The sequence below is a fragment of the Thermopetrobacter sp. TC1 genome (assembly GCF_000746275.1).
Taxonomy (GTDB): domain Bacteria; phylum Pseudomonadota; class Alphaproteobacteria; order Rhizobiales; family Aestuariivirgaceae; genus Thermopetrobacter.
On sequence record NZ_KN050829.1, the window covers coordinates 114513 to 141333 of the forward strand.

Below are 26821 nucleotides of genomic sequence, written 5' to 3' on the forward strand. Positions count from 1 at the left end.
GAGGTCGGCAGATGAACAACAGGAAGAGGACGACATGCGGGTTCTGATTGTGGAAGGACGCTTTTATGACGACCTCCTTGACGAGCTGGAGGAGGGCGCGGTGCGCTGGCTGGAGGCCGAGGGCATTGATTATGACGTCGTGCATGTGCCCGGTGCGCTGGAAATTCCCGCCGCCATTGCCATGGCCGAGGGCTCGGAGACCCTGGCCGGCCTCTTGAGCGAGGACGAGAATGCACTTTTTGCCCCGCCGCGCTATGATGCCTATATCGCGCTTGGCGTTGTCATCCGTGGCGAGACCTATCATTTCGAGATCGTGGCCAACGAATCCGCCCGCGGCCTGATGGAGCTGAGCCTGCAGGGCGTGGCCATCGGCAATGGCATCCTCACCGTGGAAAACCGTGCACAGGCGGAAGAACGCGCCAGGGTGTCCGGGAAGAACAAGGGCGCGGATGCGGCGCGCGCGGCCGTGACCATGGCGCGGCTCAAACACAAGTTCAGCGAAGAGGCTTTCGCATGAGCTCCGATCCCGCGCCGGAAAGCGACAAGCCGAACCGTCCGCGCAAGGGCGAGGCGCGCCGTCTCGCCCGGCGTCAGGCGCGTCTGGGCGCGGTGCAGGCCCTGTATCAGATGGAGGTGGGCGGTGCGCCGCTTGCCGAGGTTCTGGCCCAGTGTGCCTCCCGCCGCATTGGCGAGCGCATCGAGGACGGCGAGATCGGCCATCCGGACCTGGCCCTTCTCGAGGATATCGTGCGCGGTGTCGTGCGCGAGCAGACGGCGGTGGACCGGGTGATCAACCGCCATCTCGATGAACGCTGGAAGCTGCCGCGGCTGGATGCCACCGTGCGCGCCATTTTGCGCGCCGGCGCCTATGAGCTGATGTTCCGCGAGGACATCCCCCCGCGCGTGACCATCTCGGAATATGTCAATCTCGCCCACGCCTTTTTCGACGAGGGCGACGAAGCGGCCTTCATCAACGGCGTGCTGGACGCCATCGCCCGCGAAAAGCGCGCCGATGACCTGCACACGCGCTAAGGGGGTGCCCGGCCAAGATGCCACATTGACTGTGCGGCGCAGGTTTTTGAAATCCTTTCGCAAGACGGGAGAACGAACCGGCCATGAGCGATGCGCCGATACCGCTGTTGAAGGATCAGCCGGGAGGGAGTGCGGCCCGTTTTGATGATGCCCGCGCCCGCTACAATGCCCGGCTGCTTTCCATGGCGCAGGCGCTCTATTCCCTGGCCAGCATCAACATGTTCTCCACCGCCGCGCTCGCAGGGCAGATCCTGGCGCCGGCGGAGCGCTGGGCCACCCTGCCCATCACCACCTATGTCATCGGCACCGCCCTGTTCACCTGGCCGGCCGCGCATTTCATGCAGCGCTTTGGCCGCCGCGCCGGCTTTCTCATCGGCGCCTCCGCCGGCATCATCGCCGGCCTGCTCGCCACCTGGGCCATCTTCGAGCGCACCTTTCTCGTCTTCGTCTTCGCCACCTTCCTGCAGGGCATCTATCAGGCCTTCGCCCAGTATTACCGCTTTGCCGCCACGGATGTCGCCAGCCCCGCCTTCCGCCCCCGCGCCGTTTCCTGGGTGCTCATGGGCTCCATCGCCGGGGCGCTTTTCGGCCCTGTTCTCATCAGCGCCACCAAGGATCTCTTCGCCCCTGTCCTCTTTGCCGGCAATTTCGCGGCCGCCGGCGTGATCACGCTGTTTGCCGCTTTGCTGTTGAGCTTCATCAACCTGCCCAGGCCGCAGGAAGAGGAGGGGGCAGGGCAGGGGGAGAGCACGCGCGCCCGCCCATTGAAGGCGCTCCTCGCCCAGCCGCGGCTGCGCGTGGCCGTGCTGACCGGCATGCTGGCCTATGGCATGATGAATCTGCTGATGACGGCCACGCCCCTGGCCATGGTCGGCTGCGGTTTCACCGTGGAGCAGTCCTCCTGGGTCATTCAGTGGCACGTGCTGGCCATGTATGCCCCCTCTTTCATGACCGGCGCCCTCATTGCCCGCCACGGCGCGGAACGAATCGCCGCGCTGGGCCTGCTGCTGACTGCCGTTTCCGCCGTCATTCACCTGCTTGGCGTGCGCATGGAGAACTTTGGCTTCGGCCTCGTGCTCCTCGGGCTTGGCTGGAACTTCGCCTTCATCGCCGCCACCACCATGGTGGCCGAATGTCACGCACCGGCCGATCGCGCCCGCGTGCAGGGCTTCAATGACCTGATGGTCTTCTCCACCGTGGCGCTCACCTCCTTCCTCTCCGGTCAGCTCTATGCCCTGCTTGGCTGGAAGGCCGTGAACTTCGCGCTCTTTCCCATGCTGGCGCTGGCCGCCGGCGGCCTTGCCTGGCTGGCGGTGAAGACCCGCGGCGAAGTCGCCTGCGAGCTGCCCCCTTCCGGCCCGCGCCCGGAGTGAAACCGTGTTGCCATGAGGGGCGCACGGCCCTAAAAGCGGCAGGAAACGCAAAATTAAGTCGGCACGGCCGCTTCTGGCCGGAAAAACAGCAAAAGGCCCGATCATGTTCGATATCCGCTGGATTCGCGAACACCCAGAAGAATTCGATCGCGGCATGGCCCGCCGCGGCCTTGCGCCACAGTCGGAGAAGCTCATCGCGCTGGATGAGGAACGCCGCAAGAGCCTTACCGAGCTGCAGGAGCTGCAGAACCGCCGCAATGCGCTGAGCAAGGAGATCGGCAAGGCCATGGCCGCCGGCGAGAAGGACCGCGCCGAGGCATTGAAGGCCGAGGTCGCGGCCATGAAACAGCGCCTGCAGGAGCTGGAGGAGGCCGCCCGCGAGAAGGAGGCCGAACTGCGCGCCGCGCTGGCCGCCCTGCCCAACATTCCCCTCGATGAAGTGCCCGACGGCGAGGACGAGAGTTCCAACGTCGAGGTGCGCCGCGAGGGCGAACCGCCCCGCTTCGACTTTGAGCCGAAGCAGCATTTCGAGCTCGGCGAGGCCTTGGGGATGATGGATTTCGAGACCGCGGCCAAGATCGCCGGCAGCCGCTTCGTCATCCTGAAGGGGCCGCTCGCCCGCCTGGAACGGGCGCTGGCGCAGTTCATGCTCGATGTGCAGACGGGCGAGCACGGCTATGAGGAGGTCAACCCGCCGCTTCTGGTGCGGGACGAGGCCGTCTTCGGCACCGGTCAGTTGCCCAAGTTCGAGGAAGACCTTTTCCGCACCACCGACGGCCGCTGGCTCATCCCCACTGCGGAAGTGCCGCTTACCAATCTCGTGCGCGAGCAGATCGTGCCCCAGGCAAAGCTGCCCATGCGCGTTTGCGCCTTAACCCCCTGTTTCCGCTCCGAGGCCGGTGCTGCCGGGCGCGACACCCGTGGCATGATCCGTCAGCATCAGTTCGAGAAGGTGGAGCTTGTGTCCATCACCACCCCGGAAGAGGGCAGGGCGGAGCTGGACAGAAAGCTCGCCTGTGCCGAGGAGATCCTGAAGCGCTTGGGGCTGCCCTATCGCGTCGTGCTGCTCTGCGCCGGTGACATGGGCTTTTCCGCCAGCATCACCTTCGATCTCGAGGTCTGGCTGCCCGGCCAGAACGCCTATCGGGAAATCTCCTCGGTCTCCCTGTGCGGCGATTTTCAGGCCCGCCGCATGAACGCCCGCTACCGCCCGGAAGGCGAAAAGAAGCCGCGCTTCGTGCACACGCTCAACGGCTCCGGCCTGGCGGTGGGCCGCACCCTCATCGCCGTGATGGAAAACTATCAGAACGCCGATGGCTCCATCACCATCCCCGAGGCCTTGCACCCCTACATGGGCGGCCTGGAGCGGATCGGCCCTCCTGCCGCGTGACGATCTTTGAGGAATTTCACAAAAGGGCGGAAACGGAAGAGGTCTCGTGCGCATTCTGGTGACCAATGACGACGGCATTCATGCCGAGGGGCTGAGGGCGGCGGAGGCCATTGCCCGGGATCTCGCCGGAGAGGACGGCGAGGTCTGGGTGGTGGCGCCGCATGATGAACAGTCCGGCGCCTCGCGCTCGCTGTCGCTGTCCATGCCCATCCGCCTGCATGCCATTGCCGCGCGCCGCTTTGCCGTGCGCGGCACGCCGGCCGATTGCGTGATCATGGCCGTGCGCCATCTCATGACCGAGCCGCCCGATCTTATCCTTTCCGGTGTCAACCGCGGTCAGAATCTGGCCGATGACATCACCTATTCCGGCACCATCGCCGCTGCCATGGAAGGCGCGCAGCTCGGCATTCCCGCTTTTGCCCTCTCCCAGTGTTATGGCATCGAGCGCAAGGAAGCCCCCTTCGAGGTGGCGACACATCATGGCGCTGCCGTCATTCGCGCCGTGATGGAGGCCTGCCGGAGCACCGGCGTGCTCTTCAACATCAATTTTCCCGACTGCGCCCCTGAACAGGTTGCCGGCATCAGCCTCTGCCGGCAGGGCAAGCGCGATATCAACGAGCTGATCGTGGAAGAGCGCATCGACCTGCGCCGCCGCCCCTATTACTGGCTGGGCTTTCGCCGCGGGGTGGAGCGCCCGCCTGAGGATACCGATCTTTATGCCATCACCCACCGCCTGATAGCCGTAACCCCCTTGCAGATGAACCTCACCCACGAGCAGGTGCTCAAGACCTTGCGCAGGGCGCTTGACCCGGCTGCGGGTTCGTGAAAAACCTTGAATCGCAAGGCCGAAGCCTTGGGGCTCATCGGCAAAATCAGCAAAAGGCGCCATCCGCGCGCGGGGGCTGGGCATGACCGACGAGAGCAGAAAGGCGCGCCTGATCATGGCTCTTCGCCATCAGGGCATCCGCGATCAGCGGGTGCTGGAGGCCATGGAGAGCATTCCCCGCGACATGTTCGTGCCCGGGCCCTTTCAGGATCACGCCTGGGATGACATGGCCCTGCCCATCTCCTGCGGCCAGACCATCTCCCAGCCCTACATCGTCGCCTACATGACCGAGCAGCTGGAACTGAAGCCCACCCACCGCGTGCTGGAAATCGGCACCGGCTCCGGCTATCAGGCCGCCATTCTCTCCCGCCTTGCCCGCCGTGTTTACACCATCGAGCGCCACCGTTCGCTGCTGGAAGAGGCGCGAAAACGCTTCGAGGCCTTGGGCCTGACCAATATCGAAAGCCGCATTGGCGACGGCTATCGCGGCTGGCCGGAGGCCGCCCCCTTCGATCGCATTATCGTCACCGCCGCTGCGCCGCGTCCGCCCAAGGCGCTGCTCGATCAGCTCGCCGAGGACGGCATCATGATCATTCCCGTCGATGCCGGCCCGCTCTATCAGGAGCTGGTCAAGATCAGGCGCACGCCGGAGGGCTTTGAGCGCGAAACCCTCATTCCGGTGCGCTTCGTGCCCATGCTGCACGGCATCGCCCGCAAATCCCGCAGCGATGACGAGCGCAAATAACTTTCAAGGCGCAGAGGAAATATCATCCGGAAGCGAAAGCGGGCCGCAACCCAATGTGGGGTGCGCGCAGGGATATGAATTGCAAAGACCAAACGGCCCCTTTCCGACATACCGGAAAGGGGCCATCTGCGGCGTGAGAGGGGAAAGAAACGGGCATGCAATGAAGACGCGGGATCGTGTCCTCCTCACTTGGAAAGATACAGCCGCGAGATCTTGCGCGCGATGGTGCCGAAAACGTTCTCCAGCTCGCCACTGCTCGGGTCATAGGAACCGAGATTGGCGCATTCGGCCAGCAAATCCTTGATGCGCCTGCTGCGCACATCGAAAGCCACGGTGACGATGCCGATGTCGCGCGCCTTGATGTTCTTGCAGAGGCGCCGCATGGTCTTGTCCGCTTCCGTGCTGGAGGTGCCGCAGCGCATGTACCCGCGGCCATTCAACACCTTTTTGTCATACCGTTTGCATGTGTTGGCGCCGTCGGTCATCAAAACGATGACCTTCTTGATGTTCTTGCGGTTGGCCGTGGCATCATCCACACCCTGCGTGTAGGGCGCCTTGTGGCTCAGCACCCGCCAGCCCCACACGAGCCCGGCGGGGATGTAGGTCCAGCCACTGGCCTTCATGCCGTCGATTTCCTTGTTGAGATCATTCACGCCATCGTCATCCAGCTCGCGCAAAGGCGCAATGGCCTTGGGCGGGGTTGTGTAGTAGGTGTAATACCATTTCCACCACTTATAGACGTAGTAGCTGTGGATGGCCGGCACCTTGTAGGCGTCGTATTCCTGATCCTTGATGTCATAGTCCGGCTCGCGATAGCCGACCACGCCCTCCCAGGCGCTTTTGCTGCAGTGGCAGTTGCTGGTATCCAGCCAGTCGGCATTCCACATCTTGCGTCCCACCGTCACATAGGACGTGAAGGGCACAAGCCCGACCTTGACCGTCGAGGCCCCGGTGCTGGCCGACATGTCCTTGAGAATTTTCACCAGCTTCTTGGCCGCACGGCGCAGCTCGCGGATCTTGCTGCCGCGCATGGAGCCGGTGTTGTCCAGCACCATGACCACCTCCAGACCCGCCGAGCCGTTCTTGGCCTCGGCCGTGACCGTGAAGTCCTGCCGCTTGATGCCGATGAGGCCGAGGAAAGCCGTGCGGACCTGCGCCTTGATCGAGGCATGCACCTTGACCTGGCCCCGGCCGGGTTCGGTGACGCTCACCTGAAGGGAGTCGTAATCCAGCTCGATGCGGCCGTCATTTTCGAAGTTGGATTTCAGATAGTTGAGGATGACCTTGCGGGCTTCTGCGGCCGTCAGGTTGTTCTTGTGCATGGCGGCGAGCGTGCCCGCGTCGATGGCGGCCTGCACCTTTGCCTTTTGGTTGTTCACATAGGCAAGGTCGGTCATGCCGCCGAAGAGCACGAAAGCGGGAACCGCCGCCAAAGCGAAGAGGATTCCCACGGTGCCCCGCTCATCCTTGCGGATGCGGTCGTTAAAGGTCCTGAACATGTTTGACGCCCCTTGTGTCGAAACTGGTCGGTCGAACGTTTCTGGGCGTCATTATTGGCACAATCAAATGAATACACGTTTTGCACGAAGTAGAACTTTTTATTTTTAGGTGCCATTTTTTATTAACGCACTCAGAAATATGTAAAGAGAAAAAACGCAACCCGCGATAATGACATGACTGCTTTGCATTATACTTTGGTCATATGATTGAACTCGTAAATTTTTTGCAATCAGCAAGAGAGTCTCACTGGAAGGTCGCCTTTTTCCCCATGCGCCCGGCCAGGTCCTGAATGAACTGCCAGGCCACGCGGCCTGAGCGCGCGCCGCGGCCGCTCGCCCACTCCAGGGCGGCGCGATGCAGCGCCTCGCGCCCGATATCGAGGCGGAAGGCCTCGGCATAGGCCTCCACCATACGCAGGAAGTCCTCCTGCGAACAATTGTGAAAGCCCAGCCACAGGCCGAAGCGGTCGGAAAGGGAGACCTTCTCCTGCACGGCATCAGAGGGATTGATGGCGGTTGAGCGCTCGTTCTCGATCATTTCCCGCGGCAGCAGGTGACGGCGGTTGGACGTGGCATAGAAGATCACGTTCTCCGGCCGGCCCTCCACGCCGCCTTCCAGTGCCGCTTTCAGCGACTTGTAGCTGGAATCGCCGGCATCGAAGGAGAGATCGTCGCAAAAGACGATGAAGCGAAATGCCGCCTTTCTGCGCAGGAGAGCGAGGACCTTGGGCAGGCTGTCGATGTCCTCGCGGTGAATCTCCACGATCTTGAGCGCGGGATAATCCTCAATGAGCGCGCCGTGCACCGCCTTGACCAGCGAGCTCTTGCCCATGCCGCGCGCGCCCCAGAGCAGCGCGTTGTTGGCCGGCAGCCCTTTGGCAAAGCGCCGGGTGTTGTCCAGCAGCACCCGTTTCTGGGAATCGATGCCCTGAAGCAGGGAAAGCGGCACGCGATTGACGCGATCGACCGGCAACAGCGAACCGCTCTCTTCCTCCCAGACGAAAGCCTCGGCCGCTTCGGGGTCGAAAGGCTTCGGCGGCGGGCTCAACCGCTCCAGTGCCTCGGCAATGCGCAACAGGGCGTTTAACGTGTGCTGCGCCGATGATTGCCGATCTTTAATGCCTCTGGTCACGAAAAAGCCCTCCCTGCGCCGCAAATGCCTTTGCAAAGCCCGCATGGGCGATATATACGCGAAGCTTGAACTGTCATCATACTCCCCTTTATGCGTTCTGTGCGTTCTTTCGCATCCGGGGGCAAGTCAGGAAAACGATGGAAGGATCCATGTTGGTAACCCCAGCCTATGCCCAAGCCGCCGCGCCCGGTGGCGCCGGCGATTTTCTCGGCATGTTCCTGCCGCTTCTGCTGATCATGGCCGTGTTCTGGTTTTTCATCATCCGGCCGCAGCAGAAGCGCATGAAGGAGCATCAGGCCATGCTGGAGAACCTGCGGCGTGGCGATACGGTGGTCACTTCCGGCGGTCTCATCGGCAAGGTCACCAAAGTGGCCGATGACGAGGTCACTGTCGAGCTGGCCGAGAATGTGCGCGTGAAGGTCAGGAAATCCTACATCGCCGAAGTGCGGGTGAAGGGCGCGCCGGCCGATTCGAGCGCATCGTAGGGCAGGGGGCATGCCCGCTTTCCCATGCCGGGGCAGCCTTTCCCTGTCTTGAGAATCGTCTGCGAAGGAGAGACCCGAGGTCATGTTCCGCCTCACCACCTGGAAGATCGTCAGCATATTCGGCATCATTTTCCTGGGCTTTCTCTTCGCCCTGCCCAATGCCCTGCCGGATAGCGTGCTCAGCAAACTGCCCGATTTCCTGCCCAAGAACCGCATCGTGCTCGGGCTGGATCTGCAGGGCGGCTCGCACCTGTTGTGGGAGGTGGACAAGCAGGCCCTGAAGAAGACGCTGCTCACGCAGCTGCGCGGCGACATTCGCCAGGGGCTGTGGGTGGAGCGCAAGATCCGGCACACCATCTCCATCCGCAAGGATGGCTCGCTGCTGGTGACGATCACCGATCCCGCCAGGGTGGAGGAAGCGGCCAAGGTGCTCAAGGATCTGGCCAGGCCGGTGCAGGTGGGGCTGTTCGGCACCGGCGGCAGCGCGCCGGAGATCGAGGTGCGCCAGGATGGCAACCGCTTCATCCTGCGCTTTACCGAGGCCGGGCTGGAGGCCCGCATCCGCCGGGCGGTGGAACAGGCCATCGAGGTCATCCGCCGCCGTCTGGACGAGCTGGGCATGACCGAGGCCACCATCCAGCAGCAGGGGCCGGACCGCATCATCGTGCAGGCGCCGGGCATGAAGGACCCGGCCCGGCTGAAGAAGGCCATCGGCCAGACGGCCCGGCTGACCTTCCAGCTTCTGTGTGAGGCGCAGCCCACGGGCCGGCCCGGGGAGCGTGTGCCGCCTGGCTGTATCGAACTGCCCGATGCCCAGAACCCGAACCAGAAATACTGGGTGCAGACCTCCCGCCGCGCCACCGTGGAAGGCACCGATCTCGTCGATGCCCAGCCCGCCTTCGATTCCCGAACGGGCGAGCCCATCGTCACCTTCCGCTTCAATCAGAAAGGCGCGCTCAAGTTCGGGCGTCTGACCAAGGCCAACGTCGGCAAGCCTTTCGCCATCATCCTTGACGGCAAGGTGGTCTCCGCCCCCGTCATCCAAACCCCCATCCTCGGCGGCACCGGACAGATCTCCGGGCGCTTCACCGTGGAGGAGACCAAGCTGCTTGCCATCGTGCTGCGCTCCGGCGCCCTGCCGGCCAAGCTGACCATCGTGGAGGAGCGCACCGTTGGCCCCTCGCTGGGATCGGACTCCATCCGTGCCGGCGTCACCGCTTCCGTCATCGGCCTCGTTGCCGTGCTGGTGTTCATGATCTTCACCTACGGGCTGTTTGGCATTTTCGCCGATATCGCCCTGCTGGCGAACCTGATCCTGCTCATCGGCGTGCTCACCGCCTTTCAGGCCACGCTGACACTGCCCGGCATCGCCGGCATCGTGCTCACGCTTGGCATGGCGGTGGACTCCAACGTGCTCGTCTTTGAGCGCGTGCGCGAGGAGCTGCGGGCGGGGCGCTCCGTGCTCAATGCCCTGGAGACGGGCTTTTCCCGCGCCTTCGGCACCATCCTTGATGCCAACATCACCACGCTGATTGCAGCCGTCGTTCTCTTCGGACTGGGCTCCGGCCCCGTGCGCGGGTTTGCCGTCACCTTGGGCGTTGGCATCGTCACCACGGTGTTCACCGCCTATACCCTAACCCGCCTGATCGTGGCCATCTGGGTGCATTATGCCCGGCCCAGGGAACTGCCGCTTTAGGAGCACATGGCATCTGCCCGTCAGGGACGGACGCGGAAAAAGGGGCGCAAGGACAGAGCAGAGGATACGGGACACGCACGATGCTCAAGCCGATCAAGCTGATACCGGACAATCTCAACATTGGCTTCATGCGCTGGTCGAAGGTGGCGATCATCGCCTCGACCATCGCCATCCTCGTATCCATCGCCGGCGCCTTCGTGCTGGGGCTCAATTTCGGCATCGATTTCAAGGGCGGCACCCTAATCGAGATCCGCACCAAGGGCCCTGCCGACATTGCAGCTTTGCGCAAGACCATCGGCAAGCTGGGCCTGGGCAGTTACGAGTTGCAGGAATTCGGCGATCCCCGTGACATTCTCATCCGCTTTGAAACCCAGCCGGGCGGCGAGGAGGCACAGCAGAAGGCCATTCGCAAGGTCAAGGAGGCCCTGGGCCCGGAGGTGGAATATCGCCGCGTGGAAATCGTGGGGCCGAAGGTTTCCGGCGAGCTGACCAAGGACGGCATCATCGCCGTGCTCACCGCCCTTGTCGGCGTGATGATCTACATCTGGTTCCGCTTCGAGTGGCAGTTCGCCCTCGGCGCCGTCGCCTCGTTAACACATGACGTGCTGCTCACCATCGGCCTGTTCGCCTTCACGCGCTTGGAATTCAACCTTTCCATCATTGCGGCCATTCTCACCATCGTCGGCTATTCGCTCAACGATACGGTGGTGGTCTATGACCGCATCCGCGAGAACATGCGCCGCTACAAGAAGAAAAAATTGCCGGAACTCATTGATCTTTCGATCAACCAGATGCTCTCCCGCACCATCCTCACCTCGCTGTCCACGCTGGTGGCGCTGCTGGCGCTTTATTTCTTCGGCGGCGAGGTCATCCGCGGCTTTACCTTCACCATGATCTGGGGCGTTCTCGTTGGCACCTATTCCTCCATCTTCATCGCCGCGCCCATTCTCATCTGGCTGGGCGCGCGCCTGCCCACGGAAGAAGAGGCCGCCGCCGCCAAGGAGAAAGCGGCCAGCCGCCCTTGAGGGACTTTCCGGCCCTTGTGCGGAACAGGCTCTCGTGAAACACTGCGTTGTGTTTGCAAAAGCGAAAGTCCTTGGACAGGGCAGGGTTGGATACGCGCCATGAGCGGCATGATGCCAGACAGAAGCGGTGAGGAAGAAGGAGGCTTGCGCCGCCTGCATCCCCAGCCTGTGCCCCTGAAGGGCTATGGCAATGGCGCCTTTCGCTTTCTTGAGTTGCGTCATGCGGGAGGCTTGTGCATCCTCCCATCCGGGATCTACGCCTGGCCGCGCCAGCATTTTGATGAGGTGCGGGAAGAGGATTTCACCCCCGCCTTTGAGCTGATCGCACGCATGAACGCCCGGGCCGATCCCTTTGCCTTTGACCAACCCTCGCCGCAGGAGAGCGATGCGCATGTGGATTTCGTTCTCTTTGGCCTTGGTGAACAGCACCGGCCGCCGCCGGAGTGGCTCGTGCGCGCCTGTGCGCGTCTGCGCATCGGCCTTGAGGTCATGACTACCGGCGCGGCGGTGCGCACCTACAATGTCTGCCGCGAGGAAGAGCGCCTGCCTGCCACCTTCCTGCTGCCCGTGCCCTAAAGCCGCCATTGCGATGCCCATGCCGCAAAGCAGCCAGCGCCCGCCCGCAGCAGCAGCCGATGTTCAGGAGGTCTCCGCCCGGTTGCGCGCCCATGACCTCGATGCCTGGCTGGCCACCCTTCTGGCCCGCCCGGACGACAGGCCCCGGCTGTTCGCCCTGTGGGCCTTTGCCGCCGATGTGTTCAATTTGCCCTGGCAGGTCTCCGAGCCGGCGCTTGGCCTCATTCGCCTGCAATGGTGGATCGATGCGTTAAAAGCCCCGTATCCCGCGCCTTTCGCACTGGGGCGTGTGCTGCATGCCTGGCTTGATGAGAAAGCGCGGCAGGCCCTGCAGCCTTTCGTGCAGGGGCAGGCCAGACTGTTTGAAGGACCGCTCGATATGGAGCGCGCCGCTGCCTGGACACAGACACTCAAGCCCCTGTTTGCGTGCATCGCTTCCGCTGAGGGCAGGGAAGAAACCTGGCTGCATGAGAAAATGCCCAAGGAAGTGGCCCGGGGGGAAAAGGATCAGACGCGCCTTGATCTTCTCTGCCGGGTTTGGGGCCATGCGCAGCTGCTCAAGCGCGCGCCCTTCAAGCGCCGCAGCGGCCTGCCGCTGCTGGCAGAGGAGCCATCTGTGCGCACGGCACTTCTTGATGCGCTGGCCAGGGATCTTGCGCACATGCGCCGCCTGCCGCGCCCGCCGCGTGAATGCCTTGCCGCCCTGCTGCCCGTTGGCATGAGCGCCCTGTGGCTGAAAGCGGCGCGCAAGGCACACACAGCCGCCCCATCCACCAGAGCTTCGCACACGCGCACGGACTATCCCATTCTGCACATTGCGCAACCGCGCCGTCAGCTCTGGCTGCTCTCACACTGGCTGCGCGGAAAAATCATCTGAAGCCGCTCACGGATCGTGAATAAATTCAGCATATTACGAGCCGTTTTCGAATCCGGATTCCAATTTCTTGAATCAATCTCTCAAACCACACACCCCGGCGCATTCACCGGAAAGAGGCATTGTCAACAACGCCGGCCTGCGCTTGCATCAGGGCCTGATGGAATGAACCGAACCGGGAGGAAAGCCCATGCTCGGCCGGCTCAATCATGTTGCCATTGCCGTTCCCGACCTGCAGGCGGCCATGCGCTTGTGGCGCGATGTCATGGATGCGGAGGTGAAAGGGCCCGTGGATCAGCCCGATCATGGCGTGCGTGTCGCCTTCGTGGAGCTGCCCAACACCCGCATCGAGCTTCTGGAACCCTTGGGCGCGGATTCGCCCATCGCCAATTTCCTCAAGCGCAACCCTTCTGGCGGCATTCATCATATCTGTGTGGAAGTGGACGATATCCATGCCGCCCGTGACCGGCTGAAGGAACAGGGCATTCGCATCCTCGGCGATGGCGAACCGAAGATTGGTGCTCATGGCCTGCCCGTGCTCTTTCTGCACCCCAAGGACCTTTTCGGCACCCTTCTTGAGCTCGAGGAATCCGGCGAGGCGTCAAAGTCCTGAACGATCCTGCAGAAGCCATTTCAAGCCCGCCCTTGAGCCGACAAGGGCGCATAACGCAAGAAGGCCCGGCCGATCGATCAATGGCCGGGCCTCGTCGTTTCAGGGCCTTAACGCGAAAGTCTTTCAGAGCAATTCCACGCGGCCGTCATCGGCGATGCGAAGGGCGATCTTCTGGCCTTCGTGCACCTTCAGCGGTTCTGGGAAGGGGTGGAAGGCCTGATGCCAGTGGCTGTGCTCGCCGATGGCGTTGGTGATCACATGCCGGCCCATCTGCAGCTCGAACCAGCTGAGCAGGCCGTGCACGATGCCGTTGATGCGGCTTTCGAAGATCACGGGCCTTGCCGGCCGCTCCTGCAGATAGTCATAGGTGCGCACCCGCTGTGGCGAGGCCGCCGTCTCAAACCCGTGCCAGGCGGCACGCACCGGAAAATAGGTGCGCGTGGCCCAGGCGTTCAGCGGCGCCATGTCCACGCCAAAGACCTGATCCACATGATTGAGCCCCCAGATGGCCGGCGCGCACACGGGCAGGCCATACTGGCGGATCTCATGCGGCAGTACGATGGTCTTTTCGCCGGCCAGGCGCCGGATATCGCGGGCGATGGCATGAAATCCCTCGCCGATGACGCCGCAGTCCACCGTCTCGGTGAAGATCACATCCGGCGCCTCGGGCAAAAGTCCCTTCTCGATCGCCTCGGTGGAGGAACAGGCCAGCAGCTCGATGCGGTCCGCCATGCCGGCCCGTGCAATCGTCTCGCGGGCCACCTCCGCCATGGCCGGGTTCATCTCGCAGGCCACGATGCGCGCCGCCCCGGCGCGGGCGAAGAGAATGGCGATGATGCCCGAGCCGGCCCCGATTTCCACCACCGTCTTGCCGGCAAGGTCGAGATCGGCGATGGCGGCGGCGATGGCGCCGTTGCGGGCGTGATCATTGAGCATGGCGTAATGCCAGGCCGGAAAGGGCCTGTTCTCCGGGCCGATCGCCCGTTTGTCCCGCCCTGTCGGCAGGGTGTGAACGGTGTCGTTGGCGGGGGTTTGCGCCCCGTTCAGGGCGGCTTTGCTCACCTGCTGCGTCATGGTTCGTCCATCCCCTCGATGAACCGGTGTCTTTCCGGTTGGCGTCCCCTGAAAATCGGCGGGCGGAAGCAGAGGGCTCAAGCGCAGGGCAGGGCACAGCCCTTGCCGCACCGGCCTTCTGCCGCCCGTGATGCCAAGGAGGGTGTGGAAAGACCTGGCCTTGCCCTTTCAGGGCCCCCGCCGCGCTGAAAAGGCAAAGGGCTCAGGTCTTGATGCGCACCCTCTGGCAAGGAATTCTTAACCATCCGGCCCGCCAGCGCAGCGAAAGACTGTGAATATGGTTAAGGACGCCGGGATTTGACCTGTGGCTTTAACGTTTCCGCAGGGATTGTCCCCCTATTGTCAGTCTTGGATTCGCCACGAAACGCTTCGCGGGGGCAAGCGTTCTCAAGGGTTTGGGGACGGCATGGATACGCAACAGCTGTGGATCCGCGAAGGGCGACTGGAAAGCATCAACACCACCGCCGCCCGTGATCTGGCGGTGGAGGATCGCCTGCTGGGCGATGGCTATGTGCAGATCATCGTCGAGCGCGATCTGATCACGGTGCGCTGGCATCTCTTCGCGCCCAACTGGGCATCGCTCTATTATGCCATGGACTGGCTGGCGGTGCAGGAGGGGCGCTGCCGTCTCGAATATTTCGCCGCCGGCTGGTTCACCGAGGATTTCGAGGATGTGCTGCTGGCATTGCCGCGCATCCGTCATCTCATGGACAAGTCCGACATCTTCCTGCGCAGCCGCGTATTCATCAAACAGGCCGACCTCAACAAGACGCACGTGCCCACCCTCCTGCAGGACGTGCTGATGAAAGGCTCCGCCCCGGATGAATATGCCGTGGACTGCGTGGAGGATCCGGAAAGCCATGCCTTTCGTGTCACCCACATCGGCGAGCGCACGCCGATCGCCGAGCGCTGGGGCATGACGCCGGTGTGCTTTCCCTGCATGAACGGCAACGACTACGATCAGATCGTCTCCAGCGTCTATCCGCACGTGCTCAAGACCGGCCAGCCCCATTACGATCACGTCTATGCCGCCATGCAGGAAAATGACGGCCGCGTCTCCTGGGTGCCCTATCAGCGTGTGGTGCTGCCCATGCGCTTCCGCGACGGGCGCAAGGGCGTGCGTGTCGTCTCCCGCATTGCGCCGGTGGACATTCAGGTCATCTGATCAGCTTGGAAACATCCCTTTGCCTTCCCGCCGCTTTCGCCCCTGTGTGGGGGCGGAAAAGCCCTCGCGTGCTCGCGGTGCAAGCCATGAAATGAGGGGAAAAGGGTTAAATCCACAACCCGCAATTAAGATCCCGTTAACGAAGCTTTAGGGGGTCGTGTGCAAGACTCACGATCACGGGGGCGCGCTTCAGTGAGCGTGAGACGGGAGGAAAAGCCCCATGAACGCACGTGCCCAGCACGTCGCACCCCCCACGGCCAACGGGCAGGTGGTTGAAAAGCGCCGCCATCCCCGGCGCCGCGTCCTCAAGCAGGCCCGGATCATCTTCAACAACCGCTTTTCTGTGGTGGATTGCACGGTGCGCGACCTCTCCCTGTCGGGATGTCGCATCCGCCTGCATGCCCCGCTCGTTCTGCCGCGTGCCTTCATCGTCGCCTTTCCGCTTTTGGAGGTGGAAAGGCCCGCCCGGTTGGTCTGGCAAAACGAGCTGGAGGCGGGGGTGGAATTCCTCGATCCGCCGCCGCCGGCCTATACGCGCGTGGCCATGCTGCCCTGATCCGTGAAAGAGCCGTTATCATCCGGCATTGCGGGCAAAAGGGCAGGGCACTTTAGCCTTTTCATGTTTCGGGGGGTAAGACCCCAAGGCAAGAGAAAGGGGCGGTGCTTCTTCTGCCGCCCCTTTTTCCGTTCTTGCCGTGATGAGGGATCTCAAACGGTTCCTTTAGCCTTCAGCGACAGCCCTTGGCCCGTTCCACCCGCCGGATGGCGGCCACCAGCCGGTGCTCGGCCCGGCTGAGGCGCGGATTGCGCGTCCAGCAGCCTTCATTGCCGAAATAGCGGATCGCCCGCCGGGTGCGGAAACAATAACCATGTTGGGCGTAAATGGAATTGCGCCGCACCCACAGCTCCTGACAGCTCAGATCCCACAGGTAATCATAAGGGTCATAGCCGCCGCCATAGCCGAAATCACCGGCCTTGGCCGAGGCCGCCCCGAACAGGCTCACACTGACAGCCAGAAGAATGAGCGAGAAAACCTTGCGCAGCATGGCGGGCACTCCCGTTGATGATAACCGCACACTTTCGCCATCCCCCCACGCTGCCGTGGCCGATAAAGCCGCCGCTTCAGACCTCCACCGCCTGCAACGGCTTGATCAGATGCTGTTCGCCGTCCTTGTCGGTAATGTCAATGGCCAAAAGCCGTCCCCGTTCCACGGCCAGCATGATCTTCTGCGGATGATGGATCATGTGATCGAGCGGGCCGACCCAGACCTGCACCACGTCATCCTTGGGATCATAGCTTAGGCCCTTCAGCTCCACATGTTCCGCCTCGATCTGATCGCCAAGATTCAGGGCTTCCACCTCGATGCGGATTTCCTTGCCCTCCATCTTCCGCCACAGATCATCCAGCGCCGTTTTCCACTCGTCGCGATCGAGAATTCTATTCTCCATGGTCCGTTCTCCCTGGGTTGCGACTTTAAGCGATCGAACGATCACCATCCCTCTTCCTGACATATGGGCAGGCCGCAAAGGCTTTTGAAGGGGCGATTGTGGCGCGCTTTTTCTTCTCATACCGGCCGGTTTGTCCTAAAAGGCCATTTCAAGAATAAGGGCGGCCGTGATTCCGGCGCCGGAAAGACTGATTAAAAGCATGCCAACGGGAGTGTTCCATGCGTCTGAGCCGTTATTTCCTGCCCGTGTTGCGCGAGGATCCGAAGGAAGCCGAAATCGCCTCGCACCGGCTGATGCTGCGCACCGGCATGATCCGTCAGGAGGCAGCTGGCATTTACTCCTGGCTGCCGCTGGGCTTTCGCGTGCTGAAGAAGATCGAGAACATCGTGCGCCGCGAGCAGGAGCGGGCCGGCAGCATCGAGATGCTCATGCCCACCATCCAGCCGGCGGAGCTGTGGAAGCGCTCCGGCCGTTATGACGATTATGGCAAGGAGATGCTGCGCATCGCCGACCGCAAGGAGCACGAGCTGCTCTACGGCCCAACCAACGAGGAGATGATCACCGACATCGTTGCGCGCTTCGTGCAGTCCTACAAGCAGCTGCCGCTCAATCTCTTTCACATCCAGTGGAAGTTCCGCGACGAGATCCGGCCGCGCTTCGGGGTCATGCGCGGACGCGAGTTCCTGATGAAGGACGGCTATTCCTTTGACCTCACCCGCGAGGACGGCGAACATGCCTACAACAAGATGTTCGTCTCCTATCTTCGCACCTTCGCCGCCATGGGCCTGAAGGCGATTCCGATGCGGGCGGAGACGGGGCCCATCGGCGGCAACCTCAGCCACGAGTTCCTCATTCTTGCCGATACCGGCGAATCGCAGGTCTATTTCGACGCGGCATTCCACGAGAAGGACTGGAGCACCTTCGAGCTGGATTACGACGATCGCGAAGCCGTGGCCGCGGTGGTGAGGGAATTCACCTCCATGTACGCCGCCACCGAGGAGATGCACGACCCGGAGCGCTTCGAGCGCGAGGTGCCGGAAGGGCGGCGCGTCTCCGGCCGCGGTATCGAGGTGGGGCATATCTTCTTCTTCGGCGAGAAGTATTCCAGGCCGCTGGGAGCGAAGGTGCTGGGCCCGGACGGCAATGAGCATTATCTACAGTGCGGCTCCTATGGCATCGGCGTCTCGCGGCTGGTGGGCGCCATCATCGAGGCCGGGCATGATGAAAACGGCATCATCTGGCCCGCGCCGGTGGCGCCGTTCCATGTCGGACTCATCAATCTGCGCCAGGGGGATGACGCCACCGATGCCGCCTGCGAGAGGCTCTATGAACAGCTCAGCAACGCCGGGCTGGAGGTGCTTTATGATGACACCGGCGAACGCGCCGGCGAGAAATTCGCGCGCATGGACCTGATCGGCCTGCCCTGGCAGGTCATCATCGGCCCCCGCAACGTGAAGGACGGCATGGCCGAGATCAAGGACCGGGCCACAGGCGCACGCGAAAACGTGCCGCTCGAATTCGTCGCCAGTGTCATGACGGAAAGGCTCGCCGCCGTGCTGTCATAAGTCGCCCTATGCGGCTTAAGGAAGTCTGTTCTGGCGTGGATTTGCGTTTTTCCATGCAGGGGAGGGCAGGGCGAAAGCCTTGCGCCGCAAACATACGCGTGAACAGGGCGATGAATGAAACCGACTCCGGCGAAAGGCCGTGACAGGACAAATCAGTGCCGGGCAACGGGTGCAGGCAGATATGAGCACAGCGAAATCGGACACGCCGCCCTTTTCCGCCTGGGAGCGCATGCTCGCCTGGCGCTATCTGCGCGCCCGCCGCAAGGAAGGCGTGGTGTCCGTCATCGCCGGCTTTTCCTTTCTCGGCATCATGCTCGGCGTGGCCACCCTCATCATCGTCATGGCGGTGATGAACGGTTTCCGCAAGGAGCTCATGCACAAGATCCTCGGCTATTCCGGCCACATCACCATCTATTCCAGCAGCCTCGATCCCATCGCCGACTATGACCGTCTCGCCAACCGGCTGCGCAAGGTCAACGGTGTCGTCTCCGCCACGCCCTTCGTGGAAGGGCAGGTCATGGTCTCCTCCCTGCGGGCGGCCACCGGCGCGCGCGTGCGCGGTATGGCCGAGGTACACCTGAAACGCTTGCAGGGCATCGCCAACGACAAGCTCAAGGGCTCCCTCGATGATCTTGAGGAGAAAAAGGGCCTGGTCATCGGCTGGCGGCTGGCCTGGCAACATGGGGTGAATGTGGGGGATTCCCTCACCCTGATCTCGCCGAACGGGGAGGAAACCCCCTTTGGCACCACGCCGCGCATCCGCAGCTATCCGGTTGCGGCCATATTCAACGTCGGCATGAGCCTGATCGATTCTTCCGTGGTCTACATGCCGCTGAAACTGGCGCAGGATTATTTCAACATGGGCGATGGCGTCTCCGGCATCGAGGTGATGATCGCCGATCCGCAGAACGTGGATGCCGTGGCCCGCGACGTGCTGGCGCTGCTGCCGCCCGGCATGCGCATCGTCACCTGGAAGCAGGCCAACGAGACCTTCTTCAACGCCCTGGCGGTGGAGCGCAACGTCATGTTTCTCATCCTGGCGCTCATCATCCTGGTGGCTGCGCTCAACATCATCTCCGGCCTGATCATGCTGGTGAAGGACAAGGGCGGCGACATCGCCATCCTGCGCACCATGGGCGCGGCCCGCGGCGCGGTCATGCGCATCTTTTTCATGACCGGCGCGGCCATCGGCGTTGCCGGCACGCTTGCGGGCGTCATCCTCGGCGTGGTCTTTGCGCTCAATGTGGAGAATATCCGCCGCTTTCTCGAGTGGCTTACCGGCGCCAAACTCTTTCCCGCCGAGCTTTACTATCTCTCGCAGCTGCCGGCCGATCTCGACTGGATGCAGACAGCCGGCATAGCGGCCTTTGCGCTTGCCCTGTCCTTCCTCGCCACGCTCTATCCCGCCTGGCGGGCGGCAAGCCTCGATCCGGTGGAGGCGCTGCGCTATGAATGACCCGACACGACAGGATGCACCGGCCCGACCCGACAACGGGCAGGGCAGGGGAGAGGAAAGGACGCTGCCCCCTGCGCTGGAGCTGAAGGGCATCAGCCGCATCTATCGCCAGGGCGAGCGGGAGCTGGCCATTTTCCGCGACCTTGACTTCACCCTGCCGGTGGGGCAGATCACCGCCCTTGTCGGCCCCTCAGGCGCTGGCAAGTCCTCGCTTCTGCACATCGCCGGGCTTTTGGAGAAACCCACATCCGGTGAGGTCTGGATCGCCGGGCACAATTGCACAGCCCTCGATGATGCCGCCCGCACCCGCCTGCGCCGCATCGGCATCGGCTTCGTCTATCAGTTTCATCACCTGTTGCCGGAGTTCACCGCCGAGGAAAACGTCATGCTGCCTCAGCTCATCGCCGGCCGCAGCCGCGAAGAGGCCCGCACGCGCGCCCGTGAGCTGCTGGCGCAGATGGGTCTGGCCGAGCGCCTGAATCATCGCCCGGCCGAGCTTTCCGGCGGCGAGCAGCAGCGCGTGGCCATTGCCCGCGCCCTGGCCAACCGCCCCTTGCTGCTGCTGGCTGACGAGCCCACCGGCAACCTCGACCCGGAAACGGCGGAGCGCGTGCATGCCGGTTTCCTTGAGCTCATCCGCACCGAAGGCCTTGCCGCGCTGATTGCCACACACAATCTGGATCTTGCCCGCTCCATGCATCGCATCGTGCACCTGGACAAGGGCCGGCTCGTGGACCATGCTGACTGGCAGACCCGCCATGGCGAGATGTGAACCGCCCGATCTGACAGGCAGGGCGAGGGCAGGGCGGGGCGCATGAGAAGCGCCCGGCAAGTTCTCATTGATGGTGCGGTCTTCATGCGCGAACCAAAGGGGGGATGGTGAGGAGATGTCCGATTTGCGTGCCGTGCATTCGCCCCTGCTGCGCCGGCACGCGCCGGGGCCGGTCTGGCTGCTGGGTGAGGAACCACAGCCGCATCCTGATACGCCTGAGCGGCTGGATGCCCTGCTTGCCGCCCTGAAGGTTCTGAAACTGCCCGTGCATGCCCCGCGGCGCTTCAATCCTGAGGAACACTGGAAGGGCGTGCATGCCTGGCGGTATGTGCGTTTTCTCGAAACTGCCCATGCCCTCTGGCGCGAAAAGGGATACGCCGGCCCCTTGCGGCCGCTCATCCGCCCGCGTTTTCAGCCGGCGCAACGGGCGCGTGACGTGCGCGGTCAGGCCGGCTGGCACATGGCCGATGACATCACCCCCTTTGATGAAGCCACCGCTTTTTTCGCCCGCGCCTCCGCCGATGTGGCGCTTTCAGCCGCGCATATGGTGATCGAAAAACAGGCACACACGGCCTATGCCCTCTGCCGCCCGGCCGGACGCCATGCCGGCTTTGAGACCATGGCCGGCTTCTGTTACGTCAACAACGCCGCCCTTGCTGCAAGAGCCTTTCTGCGAGCCGGATATGCGCGGGTGGCGCTCGTCAGCCTCGGGCTGCACCATGCGCACGGCACCCAGGAAATCTTCTTCGATACTGACCGGGTTTATACGCTGTCGGTCCATCTCGATCCCGATCATGCCTATCCCTTCTATACCGGGCGCGAGCATGAACGCGGGCGCAAGAGGGGCTATGGCTTCAACCTCAATGTTCCCTTGCCGCGCGGCAGTGATGATGATGTCTGGTGCGGTGCTGTCGATTATGTCTGTTCGCGCCTTGAGCGCTACCGGCCGCAGGCGCTTGTTCTTTCCCTCGGCTTTGGCATGATGCGCGGCGACTGCCCCTGGGAGGGCACAGGGGCTGCGGAAGTGGGCCTTTCCGGCCTGGCCCGCATGGCCCGTTCGCTTTCCAGCTTGCAACGGCCCACCGTCATCGTGCAGGAAGGCGGCTGGACGCCTGAGAATCTGGAACGGGGCCTGACGGTATTTCTTTCCGAATGGGCCGAACGCATCGAACGGACATGACCATGACCACCAACACCCGCATGGGAGCGGGCGATACCCTGTCGGATTATGATTTCGACCTGCCCGAGGAGCGCATTGCCTTAAGACCGGCGCGCCCGCGGGATTCCGCGCGGCTGCTTGTGGTGCGCCCCGGTACCGATCCGCATGCGCCCACGCTTGAGGATCGCATCTTTCGCGACCTGCCTGCCTATCTGCGGGCCGGGGACGTTCTCGTTTTCAACGACACGCGCGTCATTCCCGCCCAGTTGTCCGGCCGGCGCGTGCGCGAAGGGGCGGGCTCGTTTCCCCGCGTTTCCTGCACCCTGCACAAGCGGGTGGCCGCGGATGCCTGGCTGGCCTTTGCCAAACCCGGCAAGAAACTGAAGGCGGGGGACCGCATCCTTTTCGGCCTGCCCGGCGGCGGCTGCGCGGCGGATGAGCTGTGGGCCACGGTGGCGGAAAAGCGCGAGGGCGGCGAGATCCTGCTGAAGTTCGACTATGCCGGGGCCGTGCTCGATGAGGTGATCGCGCGCGTGGGCGACATGCCCCTGCCGCCCTATATCGCCGCGCGCCGCAAGCCGGACATCGTTGATCGCGAGGATTATCAGACGGTCTTTGCAAGGCGCGAAGGTGCTGTGGCCGCGCCCACCGCGGGGCTGCATTTCACCAAGCGGCTGCTTGCGGAGATTGAGGCGAAAGGTGTGCACATGGCGCGGGTGACCCTGCATGTGGGGGCGGGCACCTTTCTGCCGGTGAAAAGCGAACGCATCGAGGAACACCGCATGCATGCCGAATGGGGCGAGGTGCCGCAGGAAACGGCGGATATCCTCAATGCCGCGCGCGAAAGAGGCGGTCGCATCGTCTGTGTCGGCACCACATCCGTACGCATCCTGGAAACGGCAGCGGATGAAAGGGGCATCATCCATCCCTTCACCGGCGAGACGGACATCTTCATCCGCCCCGGCTATCGCTTCCGCGCCGTTGATCTGATGATCACCAATTTCCACCTGCCGCGCTCCACCCTGTTCATGCTGGTTTCGGCCTTTTCCGGCCTGGACACGATGAAGGCGGCCTACGCCCATGCCATCGCCAAAAGATATCGCTTTTATTCCTATGGTGATGCCACCTTGCTGTATCCGGCGCCCGTAAGGGAGAGGGATTGCGCATCATGAGCGAGGAATTCCGTTTCACCCTGCTGAAGACCGACGGCAAGGCCCGCCTCGGCCGCATTGACACGCCGCGGGGCATCATCCGCACGCCGGCCTTCATGCCGGTGGGCACGCGCGGCACGGTCAAGGGCCTTTACCCTGAGCAGGTGCGTGAAGCCGGCGCCGACATCATCCTCGGCAACACCTATCATCTGATGCTGCGCCCGGGGGCGGAGCGCGTGGCCCGTCTTGGCGGGCTGCACGCCTTCATGCGCTGGGATGGCCCGATTCTTACCGATTCCGGCGGCTTTCAGGTCATGTCCCTGGGCGCGCTGCGCAAGGTGACGGAAGACGGCGTGCATTTCCGCTCTCACATCGACGGCTCCGCCCATTTCCTCTCGCCGGAACGCGCCATGGAGATCCAGCGCCTTTTGGGATCCGACATTCAGATGCAGCTCGATGAATGCATCGCCTATCCCCACACCATCGAGGAAGCCGCACGCGCCATGCGCCTCTCCTTGCGCTGGGCGGCGCGCTCGCGCGAGGCCTTTGGCGAACAGCCGGGGCGCGCCTGTTTCGGCATCGTGCAGGGCGGCGTGGAAAAAAACTTGCGCGCCGAGTCGGTGAAGGGGCTTTTGGACATCGGCTTTCATGGCTATGCCATCGGCGGCCTGGCCGTTGGCGAGGGGCAGGCGCTGATGCTGGAGATTGCGGAATACACCGCCGATCTTCTGCCTGCGGACAAGCCGCGCTATCTCATGGGCGTGGGCACGCCGGAGGACCTGCTGGAGGCGGTGGCGCGCGGCGTGGACATGTTCGATTGCGTCATGCCCACCCGCTCCGGCCGTCATGGCCAGGCCTTCACCCCCTGGGGCAAGATCAACCTGAAAAACGCCCGTTTTGCCGAGGATCCGCGCCCGCTTGTGCCCGGCCATCCCCATCCCGCCCTGGGGCAGTGGAGCCGCGCCTATCTCCATCATCTGGTCAAGAGCGGCGAGCTGCTGGGCCAGATGCTGCTGTCATGGGCCAACATCGCCTATTACGAAGAGCTGATGGCCGGCATGCGCGCCGCCATTGAGGAAGGGCGCTTTGAGGCCTTCCGCGCCGAAACCAGGGCGCGCTGGCAGGAAGGCCTGCCGGAGTGACGGCAACAATCTGCCAAAAGCCCTTCATCCATCAGGCTGCCGGCCATGCCGCCGATCAGTGCAGGCCCTGACGCAGGGCAGGGGGCTTTTGCGCCAGAGAAGCGTCTGAGCCCTTCTGTGCGGTGTGTCTCTTCACGACACGATAGAGCCGCAGAGGATTGTCCTTGCCCTTCAGCGGAACGGGCTTGAGCCAGGCTGGAACATCTCCCTTGCTTAAACGAACCCACAGGGCTTTCTCCCCCGGCTTTTTCCCGCCTGGCGCCAGAATTTGCACCTTGAGGCAATAAAGCACGTAATCGATGTTTCGTTGCCTGATCATCGCATAGGCGGCATCCGCTTCCGCGGTGAGCATGCGGCTGGTTGCAATAATTGCCTTGTCGATCCGGTGATAGGGGCCGCTCACCACACTGTGGGGTGTTAGCGCCAGAATGGCAGGGCCAAAATCACTGTGCGTCAGGATAAGACCTTTCGGTGCCGCATTGAGGCTTTTCACCGTATCGATGTTCATGCACGAACGCTTGTCTTTTTTCTTGCTGGCTTCCTTGGCGCTGGCCGCCTTGGAAGCGTTTTCAGGCGTGGCATTTTTTATGGCCTCCGTACTCAAACTGACCACCAGGGTGAGTGCGAGCGGTGAAAGGCCGAGGACGAGCGCCGGATGCTTTTTCACCTTGGGCATGAGAGCCATGCTGATTCCGATCAGCGGCAGAAAGAACATCAGGGCATAGGGCGCAAGCCGTGCGGAAAACAGGCCGAGCATCAGCGCCAGAAGGGCCACCGCAATCAGGGCCCAGCGAAAGATGTCTCGCGCCAGAAAACGCGGCCGCCAGGTTCTATAGACGATCACCATCATCAGCAGCGGCCAGAAGAGATAGAGGACGAGAAGCGTGAGGTTTTCCCACGGGTCCGCATAGATCGGCTGCACTTCCTTCACGTGATCCAGCCAGATTGGCCGCACGGCCGGATCGACATGGGCAAATGGCCCCTTAAGGCAGGAGGGATCCATGGCAATCAGCAGGGCAAGGCCGCTTGCTCCCGCCGCTGCCATGCCGGCAAGGCGCAGCCATGGCGTCCTCAGGTGTTTCGCGAAGAGAGTGAGGGCGGCAAGCAACAGGGCTGTCAACGCCACCGGAAAGGCATAATTCGGCGCAAGGGCATCACAGGCGGTCTCGTTCCAGCGCGAAGGCGGCAGCGCCAGCAGCAGGAAGATCACCATGCTCCCTGCCAGAGTGAGCGCATGTCTGCGGAGTGGCACAACAAAACGCGCGGGATCGAACACATATCCCACGACCAGAACCGTCGTAGCCCCCAGGGCGTAGGGCGCAATCTCCAAGCCGATGGCGAGATCCATGGCAATGAGAAAGCCGCTTGCCCATGCAGCGAAAGGCCAACGGTCGGCCCAGAGCACGAGCCCCCAGCCAAGCATCAGCAGGGCCGCCTGCGCATTGTGATGATCCACGCGCGCAGGAAAGAACTGAAAGAGGAGGATGCCGGCGAGAAACAGCAGCAGCGCCAGCTCCTTGTCGATGGCGCGTCCCACGAAGCGGCGCACGATGAGGAAGATGCCGACAATGGCAGGCAGAAGCATCAGAAGTGGCCAGAGCGCCCGCGTCCACAACAGGGCCTTCTCGGGAGAAAGAAACAGCGATAGGAACAGATAAAGCCCGGCAAGCCCTGCATCGATCAGGCGTGACCAGTGCGAAACCAGCCCCTCGGGCGGATTCATGCGCGGAATGCGCATGTCATACCAGCCGGCCCCGTCGAGAAAATGTTGCATCTCGACGAGACGCAAGGCGTCGTCCGTGTCGTTCAAGGAGGTGAAAAGCGCATCATAATGCGCATAGAGCATATAGGCGCTGGTTACCAGCCAGGTCAGGATGATCGGCGTGAACGGATGGCCAAGGATGCGCTTCAGCCAGGGATGGGAAAACCGTTTCGCTATGGCCTTTTCGATATCGGCAAGAGCCATGTTCTCTCTCCCGCGATCTGCACACGGCTTCAGTGAGCCGTGCTGATCCTCTTTCCGGGAAAGGTTGTAGGCTCCCGCCCGTTAAGGGTGCGTTTAATACGCTCCTTTTTATGCCTTGACGCGCAGAAATCTCTTCACCGGGTGTTTTAGGCACTCCGCAGGCGGATCACCCTTCTGTGCCCCTGTTGCGCGTCATTTCAGCTGTTCAGCGTTCAGGCGTGTTCTCGAGGGTATAACGCCGGCAGGTGAACTTGAACCCACGCGGCAGGCCGAAAATGCCGCGCTGATAGGTCCACTGGCAGCGTTCCACATATGGGATCTTCTTGCGCCCGCGCACATGGACCGTGCCGAAGGAATAGGCCTTGTCACCGGGATAGCGGGTGTGCACCGATTTCTGATCATAGATGGCATCGGTGGCATCGCCCGGGCCCTTGTCCCACGCAAGTGCGGAGCTGACAAGCGCAAGCCCTGCCATCGCTGTCAGGGAGATGATCGTCCGTTTCATCATGGTTCCATCCTCGCGCAGGCCCCGCAAAGTGCCCCGAACATCATGCTTTGCCCATGGCGTTCCTGAATGCGGCATGCGCGCCATGGGGTTGCCTTTCATGCGAGATTATCCTTTTTTGCCCCAATCTGCCATACTTCCAGACCAATAC

27 protein-coding genes are annotated in these 26821 nt (G+C 62.8%); 20 read left to right on the forward strand and 7 right to left on the reverse strand.

Annotated elements, in window-relative coordinates; translation table 11 throughout:
* The first annotated feature begins 34 nt into the window (after positions 1 to 34).
* From ribH to EK16_RS08965, 6 genes are all read left to right on the forward strand, one after another.
* Complete coding sequence (ribH, locus tag EK16_RS08940) at positions 35 to 517, forward strand: 6,7-dimethyl-8-ribityllumazine synthase (protein WP_038036462.1); 483 nt, start codon at positions 35 to 37, stop codon at positions 515 to 517.
* A complete protein-coding gene (gene nusB / locus EK16_RS08945) occupies positions 514 to 1032 on the forward strand; it encodes a transcription antitermination factor NusB (RefSeq protein ID WP_038036463.1) in 519 nt (172 codons plus the stop codon). Before ribH ends, nusB begins: the two co-directional genes overlap by 4 nt.
* A gap of 83 nt (positions 1033 to 1115) precedes the next feature.
* Positions 1116 to 2405 carry an MFS transporter gene (locus EK16_RS08950; protein WP_051929164.1) on the forward strand — a complete coding sequence of 430 codons (1290 nt, stop codon included), beginning with the start codon at positions 1116 to 1118 and terminating at the stop codon, positions 2403 to 2405.
* Positions 2406 to 2508: 103 nt separating this feature from the next.
* Positions 2509 to 3795: a serine--tRNA ligase gene (serS, locus tag EK16_RS08955; protein WP_038036465.1), complete on the forward strand. Its 1287-nt coding sequence runs from the start codon at positions 2509 to 2511 to the stop codon at positions 3793 to 3795.
* A 46-nt stretch (positions 3796 to 3841) separates the two neighbouring features.
* Entirely contained in the window at positions 3842 to 4621 is a 780-nt protein-coding gene (gene surE / locus EK16_RS08960; RefSeq protein WP_038036466.1) for a 5'/3'-nucleotidase SurE, read from the forward strand.
* An 82-nt stretch (positions 4622 to 4703) separates the two neighbouring features.
* Positions 4704 to 5366 (forward strand): protein-L-isoaspartate(D-aspartate) O-methyltransferase, encoded by a 663-nt coding sequence (locus EK16_RS08965; RefSeq protein ID WP_038036468.1) that lies wholly within the window; start codon positions 4704 to 4706, stop codon positions 5364 to 5366.
* A 185-nt stretch (positions 5367 to 5551) separates the two neighbouring features.
* Here EK16_RS08965 and EK16_RS08970 read toward each other — a convergent pair whose 3' ends face one another.
* Both EK16_RS08970 and EK16_RS08975 read right to left on the reverse strand, forming a co-directional pair.
* Positions 5552 to 6865 (reverse strand): TadE/TadG family type IV pilus assembly protein, encoded by a 1314-nt coding sequence (locus EK16_RS08970; RefSeq protein WP_038036469.1) that lies wholly within the window; start codon positions 6863 to 6865, stop codon positions 5552 to 5554.
* A 244-nt stretch (positions 6866 to 7109) separates the two neighbouring features.
* Positions 7110 to 7997, reverse strand: coding sequence for an ATP-binding protein (locus EK16_RS08975; protein WP_231573657.1), 888 nt, complete (start codon positions 7995 to 7997; stop codon positions 7110 to 7112).
* Between the two features lie 149 nt (positions 7998 to 8146).
* On the opposite strand from EK16_RS08975, the gene yajC reads away from it, so the two are divergent.
* The 6 genes from yajC to mce all read left to right on the forward strand — a co-directional run bounded on the left by yajC (position 8147) and on the right by mce (position 13266).
* Positions 8147 to 8482, forward strand: coding sequence for a preprotein translocase subunit YajC (gene yajC / locus EK16_RS08980; RefSeq protein ID WP_038036590.1), 336 nt, complete (start codon positions 8147 to 8149; stop codon positions 8480 to 8482).
* An 82-nt stretch (positions 8483 to 8564) separates the two neighbouring features.
* A complete protein-coding gene (gene secD, locus EK16_RS08985; RefSeq protein WP_038036470.1) occupies positions 8565 to 10178 on the forward strand; it encodes a protein translocase subunit SecD in 1614 nt (537 codons plus the stop codon).
* An 80-nt stretch (positions 10179 to 10258) separates the two neighbouring features.
* On the forward strand, positions 10259 to 11203 hold the full coding sequence (gene secF, locus EK16_RS08990; protein WP_038036472.1) for a protein translocase subunit SecF: 945 nt from the start codon (positions 10259 to 10261) through the stop codon (positions 11201 to 11203).
* 99 nt (positions 11204 to 11302) lie between these two features.
* Positions 11303 to 11779 (forward strand): Mth938-like domain-containing protein, encoded by a 477-nt coding sequence (locus EK16_RS08995; protein WP_081910438.1) that lies wholly within the window; start codon positions 11303 to 11305, stop codon positions 11777 to 11779.
* Between the two features lie 19 nt (positions 11780 to 11798).
* Complete coding sequence (locus EK16_RS09000; protein ID WP_156098549.1) at positions 11799 to 12656, forward strand: squalene/phytoene synthase family protein; 858 nt, start codon at positions 11799 to 11801, stop codon at positions 12654 to 12656.
* A gap of 187 nt (positions 12657 to 12843) precedes the next feature.
* Positions 12844 to 13266 carry a methylmalonyl-CoA epimerase gene (gene mce / locus EK16_RS09005; protein WP_038036475.1) on the forward strand — a complete coding sequence of 141 codons (423 nt, stop codon included), beginning with the start codon at positions 12844 to 12846 and terminating at the stop codon, positions 13264 to 13266.
* Positions 13267 to 13389: 123 nt separating this feature from the next.
* Here mce and EK16_RS09010 read toward each other — a convergent pair whose 3' ends face one another.
* The gene (locus tag EK16_RS09010) at positions 13390 to 14340 is read right to left on the reverse strand and encodes a methyltransferase domain-containing protein (protein WP_051929165.1); all 951 of its coding nucleotides are present in this window, start codon (positions 14338 to 14340) and stop codon (positions 13390 to 13392) included.
* A 406-nt stretch (positions 14341 to 14746) separates the two neighbouring features.
* Between EK16_RS09010 and EK16_RS09015 the strand changes: the two genes are divergently transcribed.
* Together EK16_RS09015 and EK16_RS09020 are read left to right on the forward strand one after the other, a co-directional pair.
* Positions 14747 to 15505 (forward strand): hypothetical protein, encoded by a 759-nt coding sequence (locus tag EK16_RS09015; RefSeq protein WP_038036476.1) that lies wholly within the window; start codon positions 14747 to 14749, stop codon positions 15503 to 15505.
* 220 nt (positions 15506 to 15725) lie between these two features.
* The gene (locus EK16_RS09020; RefSeq protein ID WP_038036477.1) at positions 15726 to 16061 is read left to right on the forward strand and encodes a PilZ domain-containing protein; all 336 of its coding nucleotides are present in this window, start codon (positions 15726 to 15728) and stop codon (positions 16059 to 16061) included.
* A 172-nt stretch (positions 16062 to 16233) separates the two neighbouring features.
* On the opposite strand, the gene EK16_RS11580 is transcribed toward EK16_RS09020, so the two are convergent.
* Both EK16_RS11580 and EK16_RS09030 read right to left on the reverse strand, forming a co-directional pair.
* Positions 16234 to 16551: a YARHG domain-containing protein gene (locus EK16_RS11580; RefSeq protein WP_051929166.1), complete on the reverse strand. Its 318-nt coding sequence runs from the start codon at positions 16549 to 16551 to the stop codon at positions 16234 to 16236.
* Positions 16552 to 16627: 76 nt separating this feature from the next.
* A complete protein-coding gene (locus EK16_RS09030) occupies positions 16628 to 16954 on the reverse strand; it encodes a DUF5335 family protein (protein ID WP_038036478.1) in 327 nt (108 codons plus the stop codon).
* Between the two features lie 218 nt (positions 16955 to 17172).
* Here EK16_RS09030 and proS point away from each other — a divergent pair, with 218 nt between their 5' ends.
* The 6 genes from proS to tgt all read left to right on the forward strand — a co-directional run bounded on the left by proS (position 17173) and on the right by tgt (position 24199).
* Entirely contained in the window at positions 17173 to 18519 is a 1347-nt protein-coding gene (proS, locus tag EK16_RS09035) for a proline--tRNA ligase (protein ID WP_038036479.1), read from the forward strand.
* Positions 18520 to 18700: 181 nt separating this feature from the next.
* Complete coding sequence (locus tag EK16_RS09040) at positions 18701 to 19975, forward strand: lipoprotein-releasing ABC transporter permease subunit (protein ID WP_038036480.1); 1275 nt, start codon at positions 18701 to 18703, stop codon at positions 19973 to 19975.
* Positions 19968 to 20747: an ABC transporter ATP-binding protein gene (locus EK16_RS09045; RefSeq protein WP_081910439.1), complete on the forward strand. Its 780-nt coding sequence runs from the start codon at positions 19968 to 19970 to the stop codon at positions 20745 to 20747. Before EK16_RS09040 ends, EK16_RS09045 begins: the two co-directional genes overlap by 8 nt.
* A 115-nt stretch (positions 20748 to 20862) precedes the next feature.
* The gene (locus EK16_RS09050; protein WP_038036481.1) at positions 20863 to 21927 is read left to right on the forward strand and encodes an arginase family protein; all 1065 of its coding nucleotides are present in this window, start codon (positions 20863 to 20865) and stop codon (positions 21925 to 21927) included.
* Between the two features lie 2 nt (positions 21928 to 21929).
* Entirely contained in the window at positions 21930 to 23078 is a 1149-nt protein-coding gene (gene queA / locus EK16_RS09055; protein ID WP_231573658.1) for a tRNA preQ1(34) S-adenosylmethionine ribosyltransferase-isomerase QueA, read from the forward strand.
* Positions 23075 to 24199 (forward strand): tRNA guanosine(34) transglycosylase Tgt, encoded by a 1125-nt coding sequence (gene tgt, locus EK16_RS09060; protein ID WP_038036482.1) that lies wholly within the window; start codon positions 23075 to 23077, stop codon positions 24197 to 24199. Before queA ends, tgt begins: the two co-directional genes overlap by 4 nt.
* A gap of 55 nt (positions 24200 to 24254) precedes the next feature.
* On the opposite strand, the gene EK16_RS09065 is transcribed toward tgt, so the two are convergent.
* Together EK16_RS09065 and EK16_RS09070 are read right to left on the reverse strand one after the other, a co-directional pair.
* The gene (locus EK16_RS09065) at positions 24255 to 26165 is read right to left on the reverse strand and encodes a hypothetical protein (protein ID WP_038036483.1); all 1911 of its coding nucleotides are present in this window, start codon (positions 26163 to 26165) and stop codon (positions 24255 to 24257) included.
* 205 nt (positions 26166 to 26370) lie between these two features.
* Complete coding sequence (locus EK16_RS09070) at positions 26371 to 26673, reverse strand: hypothetical protein (protein WP_156098550.1); 303 nt, start codon at positions 26671 to 26673, stop codon at positions 26371 to 26373.
* Positions 26674 to 26821 lie beyond the last annotated feature (148 nt).